Origin of the sequence: Allocatelliglobosispora scoriae, from assembly GCF_014204945.1 — a bacterium.
GTDB classification, from domain to species: domain Bacteria; phylum Actinomycetota; class Actinomycetes; order Mycobacteriales; family Micromonosporaceae; genus Allocatelliglobosispora; species Allocatelliglobosispora scoriae.
Genome location: NZ_JACHMN010000002.1, coordinates 1,644,584 through 1,663,128 on the forward strand (window position 1 = coordinate 1,644,584; position 18,545 = coordinate 1,663,128).

Consider the following 18,545-nt stretch of genomic DNA (forward strand, 5'->3'; position numbering starts at 1 on the left):
TGGTCGACTCGATTACCCTCGATTCGTAGGCCGCTCGCGGCGGCCGACCGGGGATGATGACCGGACCTCCACACCGGCCGGTCCCCTCGGCGCCGGGTTGCAGCTCCTGCCGTGGCACATCGCCAAGGGCCGGTGAGCGCACCTGTGCGGTTGCGCTTACGCGCACACGGCCGCCGCGAGCGTCCTTATTTTGCCCGTCACCGATCTGCGCGCTGCGGCGTTCTCCTCGCGTGGAGGCAACCCGACCCAACGGCCGTCGCCGCTCCCTCTCCCTCATCGTCGTCGCGGTCCTCGCGCTCGGCGCCCTCGCCGGGATGAGCCAGGGCCTGCGATCGTGCTCGACGCCAGAGACCAAGCCCGAGAGCAGTCGGCCGCTCAACGGCACCGACCTGCAGAAGCTCGGCAGCATGCGGCTGCACAACTTCCAGGACGCCCGGGCCGGCATCCATGGGACCATCGGCAAGACCGGCTCGGAGATCACCTTTGCGGGCTGGGTCGACTGGCAGCGCCCGCTGATCTACCTCTCCACCAGCAACACCCGCTCCGGCAGCCCGAACATCCTGCTCCAGGCGTCGCCGGGGGTGGTCGCCTACCGCATCGGCAAGCCGCCAGGCACGGCCGCGACACCCAGCCCGGGTCCGAGCGGCGCGGGCGATCCCGCGCTGCCGCCGGCCACGCCGCCGTCCGACAATTGGCGGGTACGCCCCCTCGGCCAGCTCATCAAGGACAAGCCGGACCCGGTCGACAGCCTGCTGGCGCTGATCTTCTCCGTCGCGGCGAACCAACCGGACCGGACCGATTTGCTGGAGCAGCTCGACGCCCGCTGGCTGCGCCACGACAACGTCCTCGGCACCCCGGTCGAGGTGATGATCGGCCCCGCGGTGATCCCCCTGCGCCCCTGGGCCAGCCCTTCCGCGACCATTCCGCCGAGCTCGGCATCGACGCAGCCCCCGGCGTCCCCCGCCGTGCAGGGCGTCCGCCAGGTCCAGCCCGGCTCCTCGGCTGCCGCTCCGTCCGCGACGGCCTCGGCCTCGCCCAGCGCATCACCCAGTGCTTCACCGCCCGCACCGAACTCGCTCGCCGCGCACGGCGGTGCGGTCGCCTACTACCTGGACGGCGCGGCCCGGCTGCTGCGCATGGAGGCCCTGCTCACCCAGGAGATCTCCGTCCAGGTGGACCTGCAGCGCGATGATCGGCCGGTGCTGACGACGATCGACGTCCTCGGCGGCGGCATGATCAAACCCCGGGCGGTCACCACCGTCGAGGCGAAGGCGCTGGCCCGGATGCGCCAGCGCAACCTCAACGCCGGGGGCGGCCACGTCACGGTGACGATGCCGGTCGGCGGCGGCGGCCTGATCGAGGCGTCCGGCTGGCTCGACTGGCGGACCGGCCTCGCCTACCTCTACGCGCGGAACCTCGACGAGCCCACGTCCAACGTGCTGGTCCTCGCCGGGCGCAAGGGCATCTCGATCAAGCAGTTCCAGCAGCAGAAGACCGATCCGCCCCTGCCGCAGCCGCCGCGGGGCGGATGGGTGACGAACGAGTGGAGCGATCTCGGCATCAAGGTCGCCGTCACCGACATCGACGTCCTGCTGCACGAGGCGCTGTCGCTCGCGGTGAGCAGCCGCGACGACCCGGTCTCGCTCGGCAAGGCCGCGCACCGGCTGCGCGCCGACATGATCGGCAAGGTGCCGGTCGCGGTCTTCGAGATCCCCGGGCAGCAGGACATCGGGCTGCCGAGCGGCTATGCCCGGCTGCGCTACTGGGTGGACAGCACCGGGGTCGTGCACCGGATCGAGATCCGGACGAAGACGGGTGGCCTCGGCCGCCTGGACCTCGACGTGAAGTCCAAGCTCCCAGCCCTCCCCCGCACCGTCTCCTGACACGTTGTGCAGCAGAGCGCGGCCATTTCGCTTCGCGAGGCCACGCTTTGCTGCATGACGTGCCGCGCGGGAGTGCCACGCATGCCGCGCGGGAGTTCCACGCGTGCCGGGTGGAAGCGCAGGGGATGCCGGGCGAAGGTGCCGCGCGGGAGTTCCACGCGCGCCGGGTGGGAGCGCCAGGGGATGATCGCGCTCGGTCCGGGAAGGTGGCCCTCCGCTGAGACCGGGATGGGCCGGCTTCCCGGAAACGACGCGATCTAGCTCAGGCGGGCCCGCAGCGTCGTCCAGACCTCGTCCACCTGGGCAGCCAGCTCCTCGGGGGTGCCGTTGTTGTCGATCAGGATGTCCGCGGCCGCCCGTCGCTGCTCGTCGGTGGCCTGGGCGGCGATCCGGGCCCGCGCCTCGTCCTCGGCCATCCCCCGGTCCCGCATCACCCGGGCGACCCGGGTCTCGGTCTCGGCGAGCACGACGATGACCAGCTCATAGGTGGATGCCAGCCCCGCCTCGATCAGCAGCGGCACGTCGTTGACGACGACGGAGTCCGGCGGTGCGGCGGTGGCGAGCTCGACCGTACGCGAGCGCACCCGGGGATGGATGATCGCCTCGAGGCGCTTGCGGGCGGCGGTGTCGCCGAAGACCGCAGCGGCGAGTGCCGCCCGGTCGACGCCGCCGTCAGCGCCCAGCACACCGGTGCCGAACTCGGCAACGACCTCGGCGAGCCCGTCCGTTCCCGGTGCGATCACCGCACGGGCCAGGCGGTCGGAGTCGATGATGATCGCTCCGCGCTCGGCGAGCAGCTTCGCGACCGCGCTCTTGCCGGCGCCGATGCCGCCGGTCAGACCTACCCACACCATGCCGAACAGTCAACCACGGCGCAGAAATGAAGGAGGAGGGCGACCCGGCCGGGGTCGCCCTCCTCCTTCATGGGGATCAATCAGCCTTACTTGCCGCCGGCCAGCTTCTCGCGAAGTGCCGCCAGCGCCTCGTCGGTGGCGAGGGTGCCCGAGGGCTCCTCCGCCGCCTTGGCCGGAGCCGGAGTCGAGGTGGAGACGTTGCCGGTCGGGGTCTCGGCAGCCGCAACCGCGTCAGCGGCGCGCGAGGTCACAACCTGCTTCGTGTGGGCCTCCCAGCGGATACGCGCCTCCGCGTACTGCTTCTCCCACTCGTCGCGCTGCTTCTCGAAGCCGTCGAGCCACTCGCCCGTCTCGGGGTCGAACCCGTCCGGGTAGACGTAGTTGCCCTCGGCGTCGTAGGTCGCAGACATGCCGTAGAGGGTGGGGTCGAAGTGCTCCTCGCCCTCCACGAAGCCCTCGTTGGCCTGCTTGAGCGAGAGCGAGATCCGCCGACGCTCGAGGTCGATGTCGATGACCTTGACCATGACATCGCCGCCGACCTGCACGACCTGCTCCGGGATCTCCACGTGGCGCTCGGCCAGCTCGGAGATGTGCACCAGGCCCTCGATGCCGTCCTCGACGCGGACGAACGCGCCGAACGGAACCAGCTTGGTGACCTTGCCCGGAACGATGTTGTTGATCGCGTGGGTCCGCGCGAACTGACGCCACGGGTCCTCCTGCGTCGCCTTCAGCGACAGGGAGACACGCTCGCGGTCCAGGTCGACGTCGAGAACCTCGACCTCGACCTCCTGGCCGACCTCGACAACCTCGGACGGGTGGTCGATGTGCTTCCAGGACAGCTCGGAGACGTGCACCAGACCGTCGACGCCACCCAGGTCCACGAAGGCACCGAAGTTGACGATCGACGAGACGACGCCCTTGCGGACCTGGCCCTTGCCGAGCTTGTTCAGGAACTCGGTGCGGACCTCGGACTGCGTCTGCTCCAGGTAAGCACGGCGCGACAGGACCACGTTGTTGCGGTTCTTGTCGAGCTCGATGATCTTCGCCTCGAGCTCGCGGCCCACGTACGGCTGCAGGTCCCGGACACGACGCATTTCGACCAGCGATGCCGGCAGGAAGCCGCGCAGGCCGATGTCGAGGATGAGGCCACCCTTGACCACCTCGATGACGGAGCCGCGAACGACGCCGTCCTCGTCCTTGATCTTCTCGATCGTGCCCCATGCCCGCTCGTACTGAGCGCGCTTCTTGGACAGGATCAGTCGACCTTCCTTGTCCTCCTTCTGGAGAACCAGGGCCTCGATGTGATCACCGACGGAGACGACCTCGGACGGGTCCACGTCATGCTTGATCGACAACTCACGAGAGGGGATGACACCCTCGGTCTTGTAGCCGATGTCGAGAAGGACCTCGTCCCGATCGACCTTGACGACGGTGCCTTCGACAATGTCGCCGTCATTGAAGTACTTGATGGTCTCGTCGATCGCGGCGAGGAATGCCTCCTCGGAACCGAGATCGTCGAAGGTGACCTTGGTGGCGCTCGAGGTGGCCTCGATGCTGCTCGTCATGTGGACTGTTGCTCCGGTCGGATGGTGTCAGGTGTGACCTGGGTGCGCCCCCGCCTAGCCGCCGAATAACATCGACGACGTCGGACCTCTCCCTGCCGAAGCCCGAGACACGGTGAGCGCCATCGAACAGCTTACCGTGCGTCTTAGCACACGATGCAACCCCTCCCGGTATGGGACGCGCCGCTGTGCGCGCTTCGCCCTTGTTCCCACCGCAACCGCCCGGATTGTGGCGTCGGTCACATGGGTACGGTGTGCTCGTGGATTACGTGGTGAGCGGTGCCGGAGTGACCCGGCGCGAGGTCGATTCGGCGGAGAACCGGCGTGCCAGTAGGGATTGGTGGGACCTCGACGCCGATGAATATCAGGCCGAACATGGCACATTCCTCGGCGATGTCGACCTCGTCTGGTGCCCCGAGGGCCTCCGCGAGGCCGACGCCCGGCTCCTCGGTGATGTCGCCGGCAAGACCGTCCTCGAACTCGGCTGCGGCGCCGCGTCGGGCGCGCGCTGGTTGCACACCCAGGGCGCCCGGGTGGTCGCCCTCGACCTCTCCGCCGGCATGTTGCGCCACGCGCAGGTCGCCGCCGACACCACGGGGGTACGCCCACCGCTGGTCCAGGCCGACGCCCTCGCCCTGCCCTTCGCCGACGGCACCTTCGACATCGTCTGCACAGCCTTCGGCGCCGTACCCTTCGTCGAGGACTCCGCCCGCCTGATGCGCGAGGTCAACCGGGTGCTCCAGCCGGGCGGCCGCTGGGTCTTCTCGGTGACCCACCCGATGCGCTGGATCTTCCTCGACGACCCGGGCGACGCCGGGCTGGTGGCGGTCCACTCGTACTTCGACCGCCTCCCCTACGTCGAGCACGACGACAAGGGTGTCGCCACCTACGTCGAGCACCACCGGACCCTCGGCGACCGGATCCGGGAGCTGATCGCGGGCGGCTTCACGCTGACCGACCTGGTCGAGCCGGAGTGGTCGCCGGGCAACGAGCAGATCTGGGGCCAGTGGAGCCCCCAGCGCGGTGCGATCTTCCCCGGCACCGCCATCTTCTGCGCCACCAAGCCCTAGCCATCCGACAAGCCGCCGGCCGGCCGGCCGGCCCAAGATCGTCGCAACTCTTGAAGAGTTGGTGTTATCCGAGACATCAGCCACGGCGCTTCAGAGCACCCGCCCACGGGCGCGCGCCCTTGGCACCAACTCTTCAAGAGTTGCGGCGATCTTGGAGTTGGCGGCGCCCCAGCGGGGGCATGGAAAAGGCTGGGCACAGGTGTCCGCATGCGGTCGCCCGTGCCCAGCCAGGACGGGTCAGTGATCGGCGGCGTTCCAGTCGTGGCCCAGGCCGACCGAGACCGCCAGCGGCACGGTGAGGACCGCCGCCGCGCCCATCTCGCGCCGGACGAGCTCCTCCAGCTGCTCCCGCTCGCCGGGCGCGACCTCGAACACGAGCTCGTCGTGCACCTGGAGCAGCAGCCGGGAGGTGAGGCCGGCCTCGCGCAGCGCGACGTCGACCCGCAGCATGGCGACCTTGATGATGTCGGCCGCACTGCCCTGGATCGGGGCGTTGAGAGCCATCCGCTCGGCCATCTCGCGCCGCTGCCGGTTGTCGGAGGTGAGATCCGGCAGGTAGCGACGGCGACCGAGGATCGTCTCGGTGTATCCGTCCTTGCCGGCCTGCCGCACGACCGCCTGCAGGTAGTCGCGGACGCCGCCGAAGCGCGAGAAATACTCCTCCATCAGGGCGGACGCCTCGGCGGTGGTGATGCCGAGCTGCTGCGACAGCCCATAGGAGGACAGGCCGTAGGCGAGGCCGTAGTTCATCGCCTTGATCCGGCGGCGGTGCTCGGGGGTGACCTCCTCGGCGGGGAGGCTGAAGACCGAGGCCGCGGTGACCGCGTGGAAGTCGGCCCCGGCGCCGAAGGCCTCGATCAGCGACTCGTCCTTGGAGAGGTGCGCCATGATCCGCATCTCGATCTGGCTGTAGTCGGCGGTCATCAGCGACTCGAAGCCCTCGCCGACGACGAACGCCCGGCGGATCCGGCGCCCCTCCTCGGTGCGGATCGGCACGTTCTGCAGGTTGGGGTCGGTGCTGGAGAGCCGCCCGGTCGCCGCGACCGTCTGGAAGAAGGTGGTGTGGATGCGCCCGTCGTCGCTGACGGATTTGAGCAGCCCGTCGACGGTCGACTTGAGCTTCGCCACGTCGCGGTGGCGGAGCAGGTGCTCCAGGACCGGGTGCCCGGTCTGCGCGTGCAGGCTCTGCAGCGCGTCGGCGTCGGTCGTGTAGCCGGTCTTGATCTTCTTGGTCTTGGGGAGCTCCAGCTCGGTGAAGAGGATCTCCTGGAGCTGCTTGGGCGAGCCGAGGTTGAACTCGCGCCCGACCACGGCATAGGCGGCCTGCGCCGCGGACTTCACCTCGGCGGCGAAGTGCGCCTCCAGCTCCGAGAGGTAGTCGGTGTCGGCGGCGATGCCGACCCGCTCCATCGCCGAGAGCACCCGCACCAGCGGCAGCTCCAGCTCGGCGATGAGCCGGACGCCGGAGCCCGAGTCGCGGTCGAGCTCGGCCGTGAGCGCGTCGGCGAGGTCGAGGGTCGCCCGGGCCCGCAGCATCAGCGGCTGGCCGAGGTCGGCGCTGCCGTCGTCGAGGAGGCTGAGCTGGCCGGTCCCGGGCTCGTCGACCCGCAGCTCGCGGTGCAGGTAGCGCAGCGACAGGTCACCCAGGTCGTAGCTGCGCTGGTCGGGGCGGGCCAGGTAGGCGGCGATCGCCGTGTCGGTGACGATCCCGTCGAGCTGCCAGCCCCGGGTGGTGAAGGCGTTGATGACCGGTTTCACATCATGAATGATCTTGCCACGGGCCGGGTCGGCGAAGAAGGCGGCGAGCGCCTGCTCGTCGGCCTGCGCGAGCTGGTCGGGGTCGAGGTAGGCGGCGGCTCCGGCGGCGGTCGCCAGGGCGATGCCGGTGAGCTGGCCCGTGCCCCGGCCGAAGGTGCCGCTCACGGCGAGGCCGATGGTGAGCCCGGTATGCGCGGCGAGCCACGTGACGACCGCACCGGGCTCGGAGAGCACCGCTCCGTCGAGCTCGAAGCCCGCATCGGCCTCGGCGGGCTGGGCCTCGCCGAAGATCTGGGTAAGCCGCTCGCGAAGGATCCGGAACTCCAACGCGTCGAAGACCCGGTGCACCGCCTCACGGTCGAAGCCGGGCCAGAGCGACTCGACGGCCTGCACCGGCAGCTCCAGATCGTCGACGAGCCGGTTGATCTGGTAGTTGCGGATCACCCCGGCGAGGTGCTCGCGGAGGCTGTCACCGGCCTTGCCCTTGACCTCGTCGGCGTGGTTGACGACCTCGTCGAGGCTGCCGAACTGGTCGATCCACTTCGCCGCGGTCTTCGGACCGACGCCGGGGATGCCGGGCAGGTTGTCACTGGACTCGCCGACGAGCGCCGCGAGATCGCGGTAGCGGCCGGGCGCCACACCGTACTTCTCGGTGATGGCCTCCGGGGTCATCCGGGCCAGGTCGGAGACGCCCTTGCGCGGGTAGAGCACGGTCACGGTGTCGGTCACGAGCTGGTAGGCGTCGCGGTCACCGCTGCAGATCAGCACCCGGTAGCCGGCCTCGCGGCCCTGCCTGGCCAGGGTGGCGATGATGTCGTCGGCCTCATAGCCCGGCATCTGCACATAGGGGATGCGCAGCGCGTCGAGGACCTCCTGGACCAGGGCCACCTGCCCGCCGAACTCGGCCGGGCTGTCGGAGCGGCCCGCCTTGTACTCCGCGTACTGGTCCGTGCGGAACGAGTGGCGGGAGACGTCGAAGGCGACCACGATGTGCGTCGGCTTCTCGTCGCGCAGCACGTTGATCAGCATGGAGGTGAAGCCGTAGACCCCGTTGGTGGCCTGCCCGGTCGTGGTGGAGAAATTCTCCACGGGGAGCGCGAAGAACGCGCGGTAAGCCAGGGAATGCCCATCCAGCAGCAACAGCGTCTCAGTCACCCGAGCAGCTTAAGCCCCACCCCTGACAACAGGAGTAAGGGCGCACGCCAATTGGCCGCTGGCGGCGTTGCTCGTCACCTTGCGTGCAAAGAACGCACACGGCTGCACCGTGCGCCTTGCCGGCCACCACTGGGCGTGCGCCCTGAACGACTCAGGCCGGGGTCCGCAGACCCCGGCCTGAATCAGAGAACGACGTGATCAGGCCACGCCGAGGTAGGCCGCCTTGACGGCCGGGTCGTGCAGCAGATCCTGTCCGGCGCCCGACTTGACGACGGTCCCGGTCTCCAGCACGTACGCCCGGTGGGCCCGCGAGAGCGCCTGCTGGGCGTTCTGCTCGACGACGAGCACGGTCATCCCCTGCTGGTTGATCTCCGTGATGATGTTGAAGATCTGCTGGATCAGCATGGGTGCGAGCCCCATCGACGGCTCGTCGAGCAGCAGCAGCTTCGGCCGCGCCATGAGCGCCCGACCGATCGCCAGCATCTGCTGCTCGCCGCCCGAGAGCGTGCCGCCGGGCTGCTTGATCCGTTCCAGCAGCCGGGGGAAGAGCGCGAGAACACGCTCCAGGTCCTCGGCGATCGCGGCGGCGTCCCGGCGGGTGTAGGCACCCATGTCCAGGTTCTCCCGCACGGACATGCCGGGGAAGATGCCCCGGCCCTCGGGAGCCTGGGAGAGCCCGCGGATCACCCGCAGGTCCGCCCGCAGCTTCGAGATGTCCTCTCCGGCGAACTTGATGCTCCCGCTGGAGAGCGGGCGGATCCCGGAGATGGCCCGCATGGTGGTGGTCTTGCCGGCGCCGTTGGCCCCGATCAGTGCGACGATCTCGCCCTCATCGATGCCGATGCTGATCTGGTGCAGGACCTCGATCCGGCCGTACGCGACGGTGACGTTCTCCATCTCAAGCAACATCGGCCGGTACCCCCAGATATGCAGCGATCACTTTCTCGTCACGGCTGACCTCTTCGGGGGAGCCCTCGGCGATCTTCCGGCCGAATTCGAGGACCACGATCCGGTCGGTCACTCCCATGACCAGCCGCATGTCGTGCTCGATCAGCAGGACCGTGAATCCGCGATCGCGGATGTTCCTGATCAGTTGGAGCAGCGCTTCCTTCTCCGCCGGGTTGAATCCGGCGGCCGGCTCGTCCAGGCAGATCAGCTTCGGCTGCGTCGCCAGCGCCCGGGCGATCTCGAGCCGCCGCTGGTAGCCGTAGGGCAGGTTGCGGGCGAGCTCGTTGGCCTGGTCGTCGATGCCGACGAAGCGCAGCAGCTCCATCGCCATCTCCTCGCCGGAGATCTCCTCCCGCCGGTGCCGGGAGATGCCGAACGCCTTCTGCGCCCAGACGAGCAGCGGGTTGGCGTCCGGGCTGAACTCCTCGGGCCGGCGGCGGAAGCGGGGCAGCCCGAAGAGCGCACCGAGGACGCTCGTCTTGTGCCGCGCGTCGACGCCGACGATGACGTTTTCCAGCGCCGTCATCTCGGGGAAGAGCCGGATGTTCTGGAACGTCCGGGCGATGCCGATCCGGTTGATCACATGCGGCTGCTTGCCGCTGATCCCCTGGCCCGCGAAGCGGACCTGGCCCGAAGTCGGCTTGTAGACGCCGGTCATCACGTTGAAGCAGGTCGTCTTGCCCGCACCGTTGGGCCCGATCAGGCCGAGGATCTCCCCCTCGTAGAGGGAGAAGTTGACCTCGTTGAGCGCCACCACGCCGCCGAATCGCAGCGTGACGTCGTTCACCTCGAGCAGCACCCGCCGCGGCGTGGCGGTGGAGATCGCGTCCTCAGACATTGGCTGCCACCGCCTCCTCGGCTCGGTCCTTCAATTCTCTGGCCCGGCGCCGACTGGGGATGAGCCCCGCCGGCTTGAAGATCATGACGATGACGATCGCCACACCGACCGCGAAGGGACGCCAGTCCTGCAGCTCCCGGAAGCGTTCCGGCAGGTAGGTCAGCAGGACCGCGCCGAACGCCACGCCGAACATGTTGCCGGCACCGCCGAGGACCACCATCGCGACGAAGGTGATCGAGAGGGCGAGGCCGAAGTTCGTCGGGTCGATGAAGGTCTGCCGACTGGCGAAGAGCGCACCGGACATGCCGCCCAGGCAAGCGCCGATGGCGAATGCCCAGAGCTTGTACTTGAAGCCCTGCACGCCCATGACGGCCGCGGCGTCCTCGTCCTCACGGACGGCGAGCCACGAACGGCCGACCCGGCTGTGCTCCAGCCGGCGGGTGGCGACGACGAGCAGCAGCGCCACGGTGATCGCCAGCCAGTACCACGGGGTCGGGTCGATCAGGCCGAACACGACGTTGTCCTGCGACGGCGGACCCTCCGGACCGGGAATAGCGGAGATGCCCTGCGGACCGCCGGTCCACTCCGAGTTCCGGGCGACGATGCGGATGATCTCGCCGAACCCCATCGTGACGATCGCGAGGTAGTCACCGCGCAGTCGCAGGGTGGGTCCACCGAGGATGACCCCCGAGATCATCGTGAGCGCGATGGCGAGCGGGATGCAGAGTCCCCAGGCCAGTGCCCACGTCTCGGGCAGGTCGAAGGTGCGCTGGATCATCTTGACGACCGGCGACTCCACCGAGCCGAAGAGCCCGACGGTGTAGGCGCCGATGGCGAAGAAGCCGACATATCCCAGGTCGAGCAGCCCCGCCAGGCCGACGACGACGTTGAGGCCGATCGCCACCAGGGCGTAGACGGCGCAGGTGAAGAGCACACCCGACCAGTTGGAGCCGGCCTCGGCGAAGTCCGTGCGGACATACTCCAGGCCGGGAATCGCCAGGTAGGGCAGGTAGTAGAGGAAGACGATGCCGGCCGCGGGCGCCAGGAGCCGCTGCCACATCGGCAGCTTCCGCCAGCGCTCGCCCATGTCGCTGCGCAGCTTCAGCCGACGCTCGTCGGCCGAACGTACCTTGTCCATGATCATGCGCGGGCCCTCCCCAGCGACTCGCCGAGCAGGCCGGTCGGGCGGAACATGAGTACGACGACCAGCACGACGAAGGCCGCCACGTCCTCCCAGTTGGACTGTGTCAGGGTTGCCGCGTAGACCTCCACCACACCGAGCAGGAGGCCACCCAGCAGGGCGCCGCGCAGGTTTCCGATGCCGCCCAGGACCGCGGCGGTGAACGCCTTGATGCCGAGCAGGAAGCCCACGTCGAACTTGGTCGTGCCGAGCTTGAGGTTGTAGAGCATCGCCGCGCCGCCGGCCATGATGCCGCCGAGCACGAAGACGAGCATGATGACCCGGTCCTTGTTGACGCCCATCAGGGCGGCGGTGTCCGGGTTCTGTGCCACCGCGCGGACTCCACGGCCGAGCCGGGTCCGGTTGATGAAGATGTCGAGGCCGATCATCATCGCGATGGCCGCCACGATGACGATCACCATGATGTTGGTGACCTCGGCATCGCCGACCTTGAAGAGCACCTTCTGCTCCACCACCGTGGGCACGCCCGCGATGAGGCGGCCGAACGGCTTGGGGTCGCGACCCATCACATCCCGGTTGAGCCACACCAAGACCCAGCCGAAGATCTCCATCAGGACGGTCGAGACGCCGATGGCGGTGATGAGGAAGACGAGGCTCGGCGCGTTCTTCTTGCGCAGCGGCCGGTAAGCGATGCGCTCCACGGCGAGAGCGGTGCCGCCGGACGCGAGTGCTCCGGCGATGAGTCCTGCGACGCAGTAGACCAGGATCATGGTCACTGACGAGGTGCCGGTGACGCCCAACGCCGTCCACGTCCCCAGTACGGCGAATGTGCCGACCATGAAGACTTCGGAGTGGGCGAAGTTGATGAGGCGAAGGACGCCGTAGACGAGGGTGTATCCCAGTGCGATCAGGGCATAGATGGCGCCCTTGGAGAGGCCATCCAGCGTATGTTGGCCGATATGGGCAAATAGTTGGTCGAAGTTCACGGGGCGGCTCCAGGGGTGAAAGTGCGGCCGACAGACGAATCTGCCGGCCGCACCGTTGCTCACAAACGTCAGCTCTTGGGGACTTCCACGTCCGGCGTGATCACGCCGCCCTTAACCACGTAGGCCCAGATAACGACGTTGGCCGCCTCGACCTCGCCCTTGGGGTCGAACTTGATGGTCTTGGTCAGACCCGGCGCGTTGTAGGCGTTCACCCAGTCCAGCAGCTCCTTGCGGGTGGTCTTGCCGGCCTTGAAGCCGTCCAGCAGAACCGTTGCCGCGTCCCAACCCTCGGCCGCGTACGGGCCCGGGTCAGCGGTGTACTTCGCCTTGAAGTCAGCCGGGAAGCTGCCCTTGGCGTTGATCGACGGGATGCACGGGCAGGTGATGATCGCGCCCTCAGCCGCAGCGGCACCGACAGCGGTGGCGAATGCGGTGTCGTAGATGCCGTCGCCGCCGATGAACTTGCCGGTGTAGCCGGCCGCCCGCAGCTGCTTGAGGAACGGAGCGGCCTCGTTGACGTAGCCACCGTAGAAGACGGCGTCCGCGCCCGAGTTCTTCACCTTGGAGACGGTGGCCGCGAAGTCGACCTGCTTCTCCTGGACCTTGTCGCTGCCGACGGCGATGGCACCCAGCTGGGTCTTCACCGTCGCGCCGAGGGCGCCACCGTAGGTGGTGCCGTCGTCGACCACGTAGGCCTTCTGGCTCTTCAGCACGTTCTTGATGTAGCTGGCCGCGGCGGGACCCTGCGAGTCGTCGTTGCCGACGACGCGGTGGAACGCCTTGTTGCCCTTGGTCGTGAGGTCGGTAGCCGTGGCCGACTGGGAGACCATGACCAGACCGGCTGCCTCGTAGATCGGCATGGTGGCCCGGGTCTCACCCGAGAAAGCGCCACCGATGACCGCGACGAAGCTCTGGTCCTGAGCGACCTGGTTGGCGACGGGGGTCGCCTTGGCGCCATCACCCTCCGTGTCGAACTCGACGAGCGTCACCAGGCACTTCGGGTTCGCAGCGTTGAACTTCTCGACCGCGAGCTTGGCACCGTCACGCGAAGGCGTGACGACACCGGCGTTGCCGCCGGTGAAAGCACCGAAGATCGCGACCTTGCCGCCGCACTTCGCGGCGTCAGCGGGGGTGTCAGGGGTCTTCGAGCAGCCAGCAGCCGCAAGCACCACGGCCGCCATCATCGCTACGCCGCCAAGCGCACGAATGTTGTTAAGCCTCACAGTTTTCTTGCCCTCCTCCGAAGCAGATTCGCGCGGCCTGGACCAGCCCCAGGGGTGGGGTGCTGAACACTTAGCCTGACCCGCGAGCCTGCATTGCAGTCCGTGACGCCGGACACTACCGCAGGGGGCTGTCCAGGGTAACGGCCAGCAATGGCCCTCAGCCAAACTGTTACTTTGGCTCGGCGTGTGATCGTCCCGTCATCTTTACGGTGTGACGACTGCCATCCATACGCGGCTGACCTGCGCATCGTCGACGAGCAGCAGTGTTGATCCACCACCGCCTGCGGCAACCATCGAGCGATCGTTGGCTGCGAACAGCTCGATCGGTGTGGTGAGCTGCCGCCATGTATCGCCGGCGTCCTCGGAGACCCAGGCGGAAAAGCCCACGTTATTGACGGTTGTAGCGATAAGTTTCGATCCAATAACGGTTAGCGAGAGCGCCTGCGGCGGGCGGATTCCGGCGGTCGTGCCGAACCGGCCCGCCGGGCGCCACGATCCGTCGACCGAACGCCAGGCCCGGAACGATCCTCCGTCGAGACCGATCGCGACGACTGCGGCGTCCGTCGCGACGACCCGCTGCATCTCCTCATACTCCGGCGTCGACGGCGGCTCCTGCTGCTGCCAGGTGAGCCCGTCGGTCGAGCTCCAGGCGATCGGGTCCCGATCGATCCTGCCCTTGCGCAGCACGCCGCCGACGGCGACCCACCGGTCGCCGGCCCAGACCGCGTCGCTGCCCCAGGTGTCGAAGCCCTCGACTCCGGCCAGCGGCGCAACGCCCTCCAGCAGCGCGAAGTCGACCGCATCGGCGGAGTTCCACACCGCGGCGCCGCTGGTGCGGTTGCCGCTGATCAGCCAGCCGTCCCGACCGCCGTCGATGCGGCTGACATTGACGGCGACCGGGCCGCCGAAGAGGGAGAAGGCCGCCTCGACCTGCCGCAGGGTGTGCGGGGCGGAGAGGAACCAGTTGGTGACGCGCGGATTACCGTGCGCCCCACCGCGCTTGGCGCCGAGCACCGCGATCTTGCCGTCCCGGCACCCGACGGAGTAGAGCATCGCCTGGTGTCCGTAGTAGGTGAGCGGCTGCAGGGTCATCGCCGACCAGTTCCTGCCGTCGGCGCTCTCCCAGGCTGCGGGCCGGGTCTCCGGTTCGGCCGCGGCACCGGACGCGACCGCGCCGACGAGGTACCACCGGTCACCGCACCGGGTCGCGTCACCGGTGACCAGTCGGCCGGGCGGACCCGGCGGGACGGTGAGCGAGACCTCCTGCCAGGCGAGGTCGACCGGCGGCGGCGGCGGTGGGGGCGGCCCGTCGGGGGTGGACTCGCAGGCGGCGACGAGCACCGCCGCGGCGCAGGCGATCACGGCCATGCTCAACCGGGAAAGGGGCATAGCATCGGAGTCTATGGTCCGGCGCGGCCTTCGTCGGCCCCGCCGGAAGGCTCCGTCAGGCCTCTTCGGCGCTGGCCGCCTCGGCTTCCTCGATGATCCGGTCGGCGACCTCGCGCATCGTCATGCGGTGATCCATCGCGGTGCGCTGGATCCACTTGAACGCCTGCGGCTCGGTCATCCCGTACTGCGTCATCAGCGCGCCCTTGGCCCGCTCCACCGACTTGCGGGTCTCCAGGCGGTCGGTGAGCCCGGCCACCTCGGACTCCAGCGCGTAGAGCTCCGCGTAGCGCGAGAGGGCGATCTCGATGGCGGGCACCAGGTCGCTCTTCTGGAACGGCTTGACCAGGTATGCCATGGCACCGGCGGCGCGCGCCCGCTCGACGAGGTCGCGCTGGCTGAACGCGGTCAGGATGATCACCGGAGCGATCCGGGCACCGGCGACCTTTTCCGCGGCGGCGAGGCCGTCCATGATCGGCATCTTGATGTCGAAGATGCAGAGATCCGGCTTCAGCTCCTCGGCGAGGCGGCAGGCAGTCTCGCCGTCTCCGGCCTCGCCGACGACCTCATAGCCCTCTTCGCCCAGCATCTCTGCGAGGTCCAGCCGGATGAGCGCCTCGTCCTCCGCGATGAGCACCCGCTTCCGCTCAACGCTCTGGTCCTCGGCCACGTCCACCCCTGCCCCTCACATTTGCCCGCCGCGCATATCCCGCTGACGCTGCCCCTAGCCTAATGGGTACGCTAGTCCCGCCGCCGTCCGCGTATCCCAACCGGCAGAGGAACGGAGCTCAAACCTCCGACAGTGTGGGTTCGAATCCCACCGCGGGCACTCATCACCGATAAACCTTTCACCTTCCGGCTCCCGAGCCCGGAAAATCTCCGTCCAGGCCGTCGCCGCCCGCTCTTCTTCCAGGTGGGTACGCAGACCGGAATTCATCGCCGCCCGCGCCTATTCTGACAAAGTGACCGAGCACACTGTGGCGATCGACGACCTGCCGACCCGGATCGACGCCATCTGCGCCGCCTTCCCCGAGGTGACCCGGCGCCCCAGCCACGGCGCGCCGACGTGGTTCATCCGCGACAAGAAGACCTTCGTCACCTGCTGGTGGCAGGGCCACCATGATCATGAATTCCCGCACCTGTGGTGCGCGGCGCCCGCCGGAGCCCAGGAAGCCCTGGTCGCGGCCGACCCGGTCCGCTATTTCCGGCCGCCCTATGTGGGGCACCGCGGCTGGATCGGGGTGCGGCTCGACGGGCCGGTCGACTGGGCCGAGATCGCCGAGGTGTGCGAGGAGGCCTACCGCGCGGTCGCCCCGAGGACCCTGCTGGCGAAGCTCGACTCGGCCTGATCTCCGGAGCCGCAGGCGGGATCCCATGGTCACACGATGCCAAAGATGCGGCGTTCGAGTGCTAGATCGCGCAGAATGGGCCGCGAGGGATATTCCGACCAAGGGAGATTTGGCACATGGCAACCACGCGCAGCGCACACACCGTCTGGGAAGGCAACCTCTTCGACGGCAAGGGCGTCGTCTCGCTCGACTCCTCGGGGCTGGGCAGCTACGACGTCTCGTGGCCGTCCCGTGCAGAGGCGGCCAACGGCAAGACCAGCCCCGAGGAGCTGATCGCCGCCGCGCACTCGTCGTGCTTCAGCATGGCGCTCTCCAACGGCCTGGCGAAGGCCGGCAACCCGGCCGAGACGATCAACACCAAGGCCGACGTGACCTTCCAGCCCGGCCAGGGCATCACCGGCATCGTCATCACCGTCCGCGCCACGGTCCCGGGTCTGGACAATGACGCGTTCGTGGCGGCAGCCGAGGACGCGAAGGCCAACTGCCCCGTCAGCAAGGCTCTAACAGGCACCACGATCACGCTAGACGCCGCCCTGTCCTAGTCGACAGGACCAATATTCGCGTTGATCAAGGGAAGACTCGCCATCTCGGGTGTCCGATTCGCGGCGAGTCTTCCCTTGATCAACGGAAATTTAGGTGCCGCAGGTCGGGGCGGGCAGGGGGTCTCCCGTCGTCGTGAAGACTCCGGCGTCCGGACAGTAGTAGAGAACCGTCGCCGTCTCCGGAGTGACCCTGATGGCCTCCAGGGCCGCCTCGCCGGAGGTCTGGAGCTGCACCGCCTGGGTGACCGGGTTGACCACGCGGAGGTTCTTGACCGTCAGGCCGGTGACGCGGGAGCCGAAGAGCTGCAGGCCGCCGAAGGTGGGATCGATGATCTCGTTCTCGGTCAGCTCGATCTTCGCGTTGATCGCGATGTCCTCGGCATAGATCCAGATCGCGCCGACCTTCGTCGCGAGCAGGTCGAAGGTCGACCCGGCCCGCAGCAGGGTGTTGCGCGCGACCGTCAGCGAACCGTCGAAGGGGATCGTCCCGCTGAAGCGGTTGGCGAGCTGGATGCCCGCGCCCTCGATCTGGATGTCGGCGACGACGTTGTCGCTGACCGTGTTGTCCTTGCCGCCGTAGATCGCGATGCCGTTGGCGAGCAGCGGCACCTGGATCGTGTTGAAGCGGAAGACGTTGCCGGTGTCGGGGAACTCGTCCGACCACATCGCCAGGCCGTCGTCGCCGACGTTGCGGACGAGGTTGTGCTCGACGACCGTGTTGGTGATGCCCCTGTGCAGGTTGAGGCCGTCGGCGGTCTGGTCCAGGATGCGGTTGCCGCGCACGGTCAGCCCGTCGAAGGGCCCGTCGAGCCACAGCCCGACCTTCGTGTGCTGGATCCAGAGCCCTTCGACGACGGAGCCGCCGCCGAGCGCGCCGCCGACCCCGTTGACCTGGTCGGCGTCGTCGCGCTCGGTGACCTCGCCGAGGATGGTGAAGCCGCTCAGGTGCACGTTGCGGCTCGGTCCGCCGTCGGCGACGTACTTGCCGTAGATCCCGACGCCGTCGCCGTGCAGCGTGGTGTGCCACATTCCGGCACCGCGCAGGGTCACGCGGTCGACGATGATGTGCTTGGTGACCTGGAAGGTGCCCGGCGGCAGCCAGACGACCTTGCCCTTCGCGGCGGCGATGGCGGCCTCGATCGCGGCGCCGGAGTCGGCCTTGCCGGTCGGGTCGGCGCCGAAGTCGGTGATCGAGACCGAGCCGGCCGGCTGCGCGGCGGGCGGGGCGATCTCCTCGAAGTCGGCGAGGTCGACGGTGTAGCTCGGCGCCGTGTCGGACGACTCCTTGCGCAGGGTCACCCTCGTCCCGGTGGGCAGGACCTTGTCGAAGACCATCCGGGCGTGGTCGTAGAAGTGGTGGCCCTTGCCGTCGGGCGGGTTGTTGGTGAAGGGCAGGCCGCCGTAGTACCAGGAGTACCTGCTGGTCACCGGCAGTTTGGGGGCTGCGGTTCCGTCGACGAGGACGCTGAGGGTCGCGTCGAGGCCCTTCCCGTCGGGCGAGTCGGGGATGCTGTAGCGCACGGTCATCGCGTTCGCCGGGCGTACCAGGACGAAGGTGACCTCGTCCCCGACGGCGCCGAGCGTGACCGCCATCCGGCCGGACGCCTCGGCCGCCAGGGTCTTGGCGGTGCGGTCCGGGCCGATCAGCGTGCCGCGACGCTCCGCGGCCTCCGCCTCGTGCTCGACGAACGGCACGGTCGCACCGCGCCCGGAGACGGCGAAGGCCGGGAAGGCCGCGGGCGGCGCCTTCTCCGGCTCGGGCTGCGCGGCCGGCGAGCAGCCCGCGAGCAGCAAGAACACAACCACAACCAGATTGGTACGCCGCACGTGCGCCTCCGAGGAGAAGAAAC

Annotated in this window: 14 protein-coding genes, 1 tRNA gene and 1 pseudogene; 5 read left to right on the top strand and 11 right to left on the bottom strand. The window is 68.7% G+C overall.

What is annotated here, in order from left to right:
- The first annotated feature begins 230 nt into the window (after positions 1 to 230).
- Positions 231 to 1,883, top strand: coding sequence for a hypothetical protein (locus F4553_RS13080; protein WP_184835810.1), 1,653 nt, complete (start codon positions 231 to 233; stop codon positions 1,881 to 1,883).
- Between the two features lie 284 nt (positions 1,884 to 2,167).
- Here F4553_RS13080 and coaE read toward each other — a convergent pair.
- Together coaE and rpsA are read right to left on the bottom strand one after the other, a co-directional pair.
- Positions 2,168 to 2,737 (bottom strand): annotated as a pseudogene (gene coaE / locus F4553_RS13085) (dephospho-CoA kinase); the annotation flags it as partial.
- 86 nt (positions 2,738 to 2,823) lie between these two features.
- The gene (gene rpsA / locus F4553_RS13090) at positions 2,824 to 4,302 is read right to left on the bottom strand and encodes a 30S ribosomal protein S1 (RefSeq protein WP_184835814.1); all 1,479 of its coding nucleotides are present in this window, start codon (positions 4,300 to 4,302) and stop codon (positions 2,824 to 2,826) included.
- Between the two features lie 257 nt (positions 4,303 to 4,559).
- On the opposite strand from rpsA, the gene F4553_RS13095 reads away from it, so the two are divergent.
- Complete coding sequence (locus tag F4553_RS13095) at positions 4,560 to 5,369, top strand: class I SAM-dependent methyltransferase (protein ID WP_376776209.1); 810 nt, start codon at positions 4,560 to 4,562, stop codon at positions 5,367 to 5,369.
- 237 nt (positions 5,370 to 5,606) lie between these two features.
- On the opposite strand, the gene polA is transcribed toward F4553_RS13095, so the two are convergent.
- The 8 genes from polA to F4553_RS13135 form a co-directional block, all read right to left on the bottom strand.
- The gene (polA, locus tag F4553_RS13100; RefSeq protein ID WP_184835818.1) at positions 5,607 to 8,282 is read right to left on the bottom strand and encodes a DNA polymerase I; all 2,676 of its coding nucleotides are present in this window, start codon (positions 8,280 to 8,282) and stop codon (positions 5,607 to 5,609) included.
- A 198-nt stretch (positions 8,283 to 8,480) separates the two neighbouring features.
- Complete coding sequence (locus F4553_RS13105; RefSeq protein WP_184835820.1) at positions 8,481 to 9,191, bottom strand: ABC transporter ATP-binding protein; 711 nt, start codon at positions 9,189 to 9,191, stop codon at positions 8,481 to 8,483.
- Positions 9,181 to 10,068 (bottom strand): ABC transporter ATP-binding protein, encoded by an 888-nt coding sequence (locus F4553_RS13110; protein WP_184835821.1) that lies wholly within the window; start codon positions 10,066 to 10,068, stop codon positions 9,181 to 9,183. The genes F4553_RS13105 and F4553_RS13110 overlap by 11 nt, the downstream gene beginning before the upstream one ends.
- Positions 10,061 to 11,155, bottom strand: a complete 1,095-nt coding sequence (locus F4553_RS13115) for a branched-chain amino acid ABC transporter permease (protein WP_184840688.1) — start codon at positions 11,153 to 11,155, stop codon at positions 10,061 to 10,063. Before F4553_RS13115 ends, F4553_RS13110 begins: the two co-directional genes overlap by 8 nt.
- A 53-nt stretch (positions 11,156 to 11,208) precedes the next feature.
- The gene (locus tag F4553_RS13120) at positions 11,209 to 12,195 is read right to left on the bottom strand and encodes a branched-chain amino acid ABC transporter permease (RefSeq protein WP_184835823.1); all 987 of its coding nucleotides are present in this window, start codon (positions 12,193 to 12,195) and stop codon (positions 11,209 to 11,211) included.
- Between the two features lie 68 nt (positions 12,196 to 12,263).
- Positions 12,264 to 13,418, bottom strand: a complete 1,155-nt coding sequence (locus F4553_RS13125) for a branched-chain amino acid ABC transporter substrate-binding protein (RefSeq protein ID WP_312875191.1) — start codon at positions 13,416 to 13,418, stop codon at positions 12,264 to 12,266.
- A gap of 204 nt (positions 13,419 to 13,622) precedes the next feature.
- The gene (locus tag F4553_RS13130; RefSeq protein WP_184835828.1) at positions 13,623 to 14,807 is read right to left on the bottom strand and encodes a hypothetical protein; all 1,185 of its coding nucleotides are present in this window, start codon (positions 14,805 to 14,807) and stop codon (positions 13,623 to 13,625) included.
- A 55-nt stretch (positions 14,808 to 14,862) separates the two neighbouring features.
- On the bottom strand, positions 14,863 to 15,474 hold the full coding sequence (locus F4553_RS13135) for an ANTAR domain-containing response regulator (RefSeq protein ID WP_184835830.1): 612 nt from the start codon (positions 15,472 to 15,474) through the stop codon (positions 14,863 to 14,865).
- A gap of 85 nt (positions 15,475 to 15,559) precedes the next feature.
- On the opposite strand from F4553_RS13135, the gene F4553_RS13140 reads away from it, so the two are divergent.
- From F4553_RS13140 to F4553_RS13150, 3 genes are all read left to right on the top strand, one after another.
- Positions 15,560 to 15,633: transfer RNA gene (locus F4553_RS13140), tRNA-Leu, on the top strand.
- A 133-nt stretch (positions 15,634 to 15,766) separates the two neighbouring features.
- Positions 15,767 to 16,153 (top strand): MmcQ/YjbR family DNA-binding protein, encoded by a 387-nt coding sequence (locus F4553_RS13145; RefSeq protein ID WP_312875192.1) that lies wholly within the window; start codon positions 15,767 to 15,769, stop codon positions 16,151 to 16,153.
- Positions 16,154 to 16,269: 116 nt separating this feature from the next.
- Complete coding sequence (locus F4553_RS13150) at positions 16,270 to 16,695, top strand: OsmC family protein (RefSeq protein ID WP_184835832.1); 426 nt, start codon at positions 16,270 to 16,272, stop codon at positions 16,693 to 16,695.
- A 90-nt stretch (positions 16,696 to 16,785) separates the two neighbouring features.
- Here F4553_RS13150 and F4553_RS13155 read toward each other — a convergent pair whose 3' ends face one another.
- Complete coding sequence (locus F4553_RS13155; RefSeq protein ID WP_184835834.1) at positions 16,786 to 18,501, bottom strand: glycosyl hydrolase family 28-related protein; 1,716 nt, start codon at positions 18,499 to 18,501, stop codon at positions 16,786 to 16,788.
- Positions 18,502 to 18,545 lie beyond the last annotated feature (44 nt).

Excerpts from the sequence above, each read along its gene's own strand:
- F4553_RS13110 (WP_184835821.1), bottom strand. The coding sequence starts at position 10,068 with ATGTCTGAGGACGCGATCTCCACCGCCACGCCGCGGCGGGTGCTGCTC.
- F4553_RS13105 (WP_184835820.1), bottom strand. The coding sequence starts at position 9,191 with ATGTTGCTTGAGATGGAGAACGTCACCGTCGCGTACGGCCGGATCGAG.
- F4553_RS13150 (WP_184835832.1), top strand. The coding sequence starts at position 16,270 with ATGGCAACCACGCGCAGCGCACACACCGTCTGGGAAGGCAACCTCTTC.
- rpsA (WP_184835814.1), bottom strand. The coding sequence starts at position 4,302 with ATGACGAGCAGCATCGAGGCCACCTCGAGCGCCACCAAGGTCACCTTC.
- F4553_RS13130 (WP_184835828.1), bottom strand. The coding sequence starts at position 14,807 with ATGCCCCTTTCCCGGTTGAGCATGGCCGTGATCGCCTGCGCCGCGGCG.
- F4553_RS13115 (WP_184840688.1), bottom strand. The coding sequence starts at position 11,155 with ATGGGCGAGCGCTGGCGGAAGCTGCCGATGTGGCAGCGGCTCCTGGCG.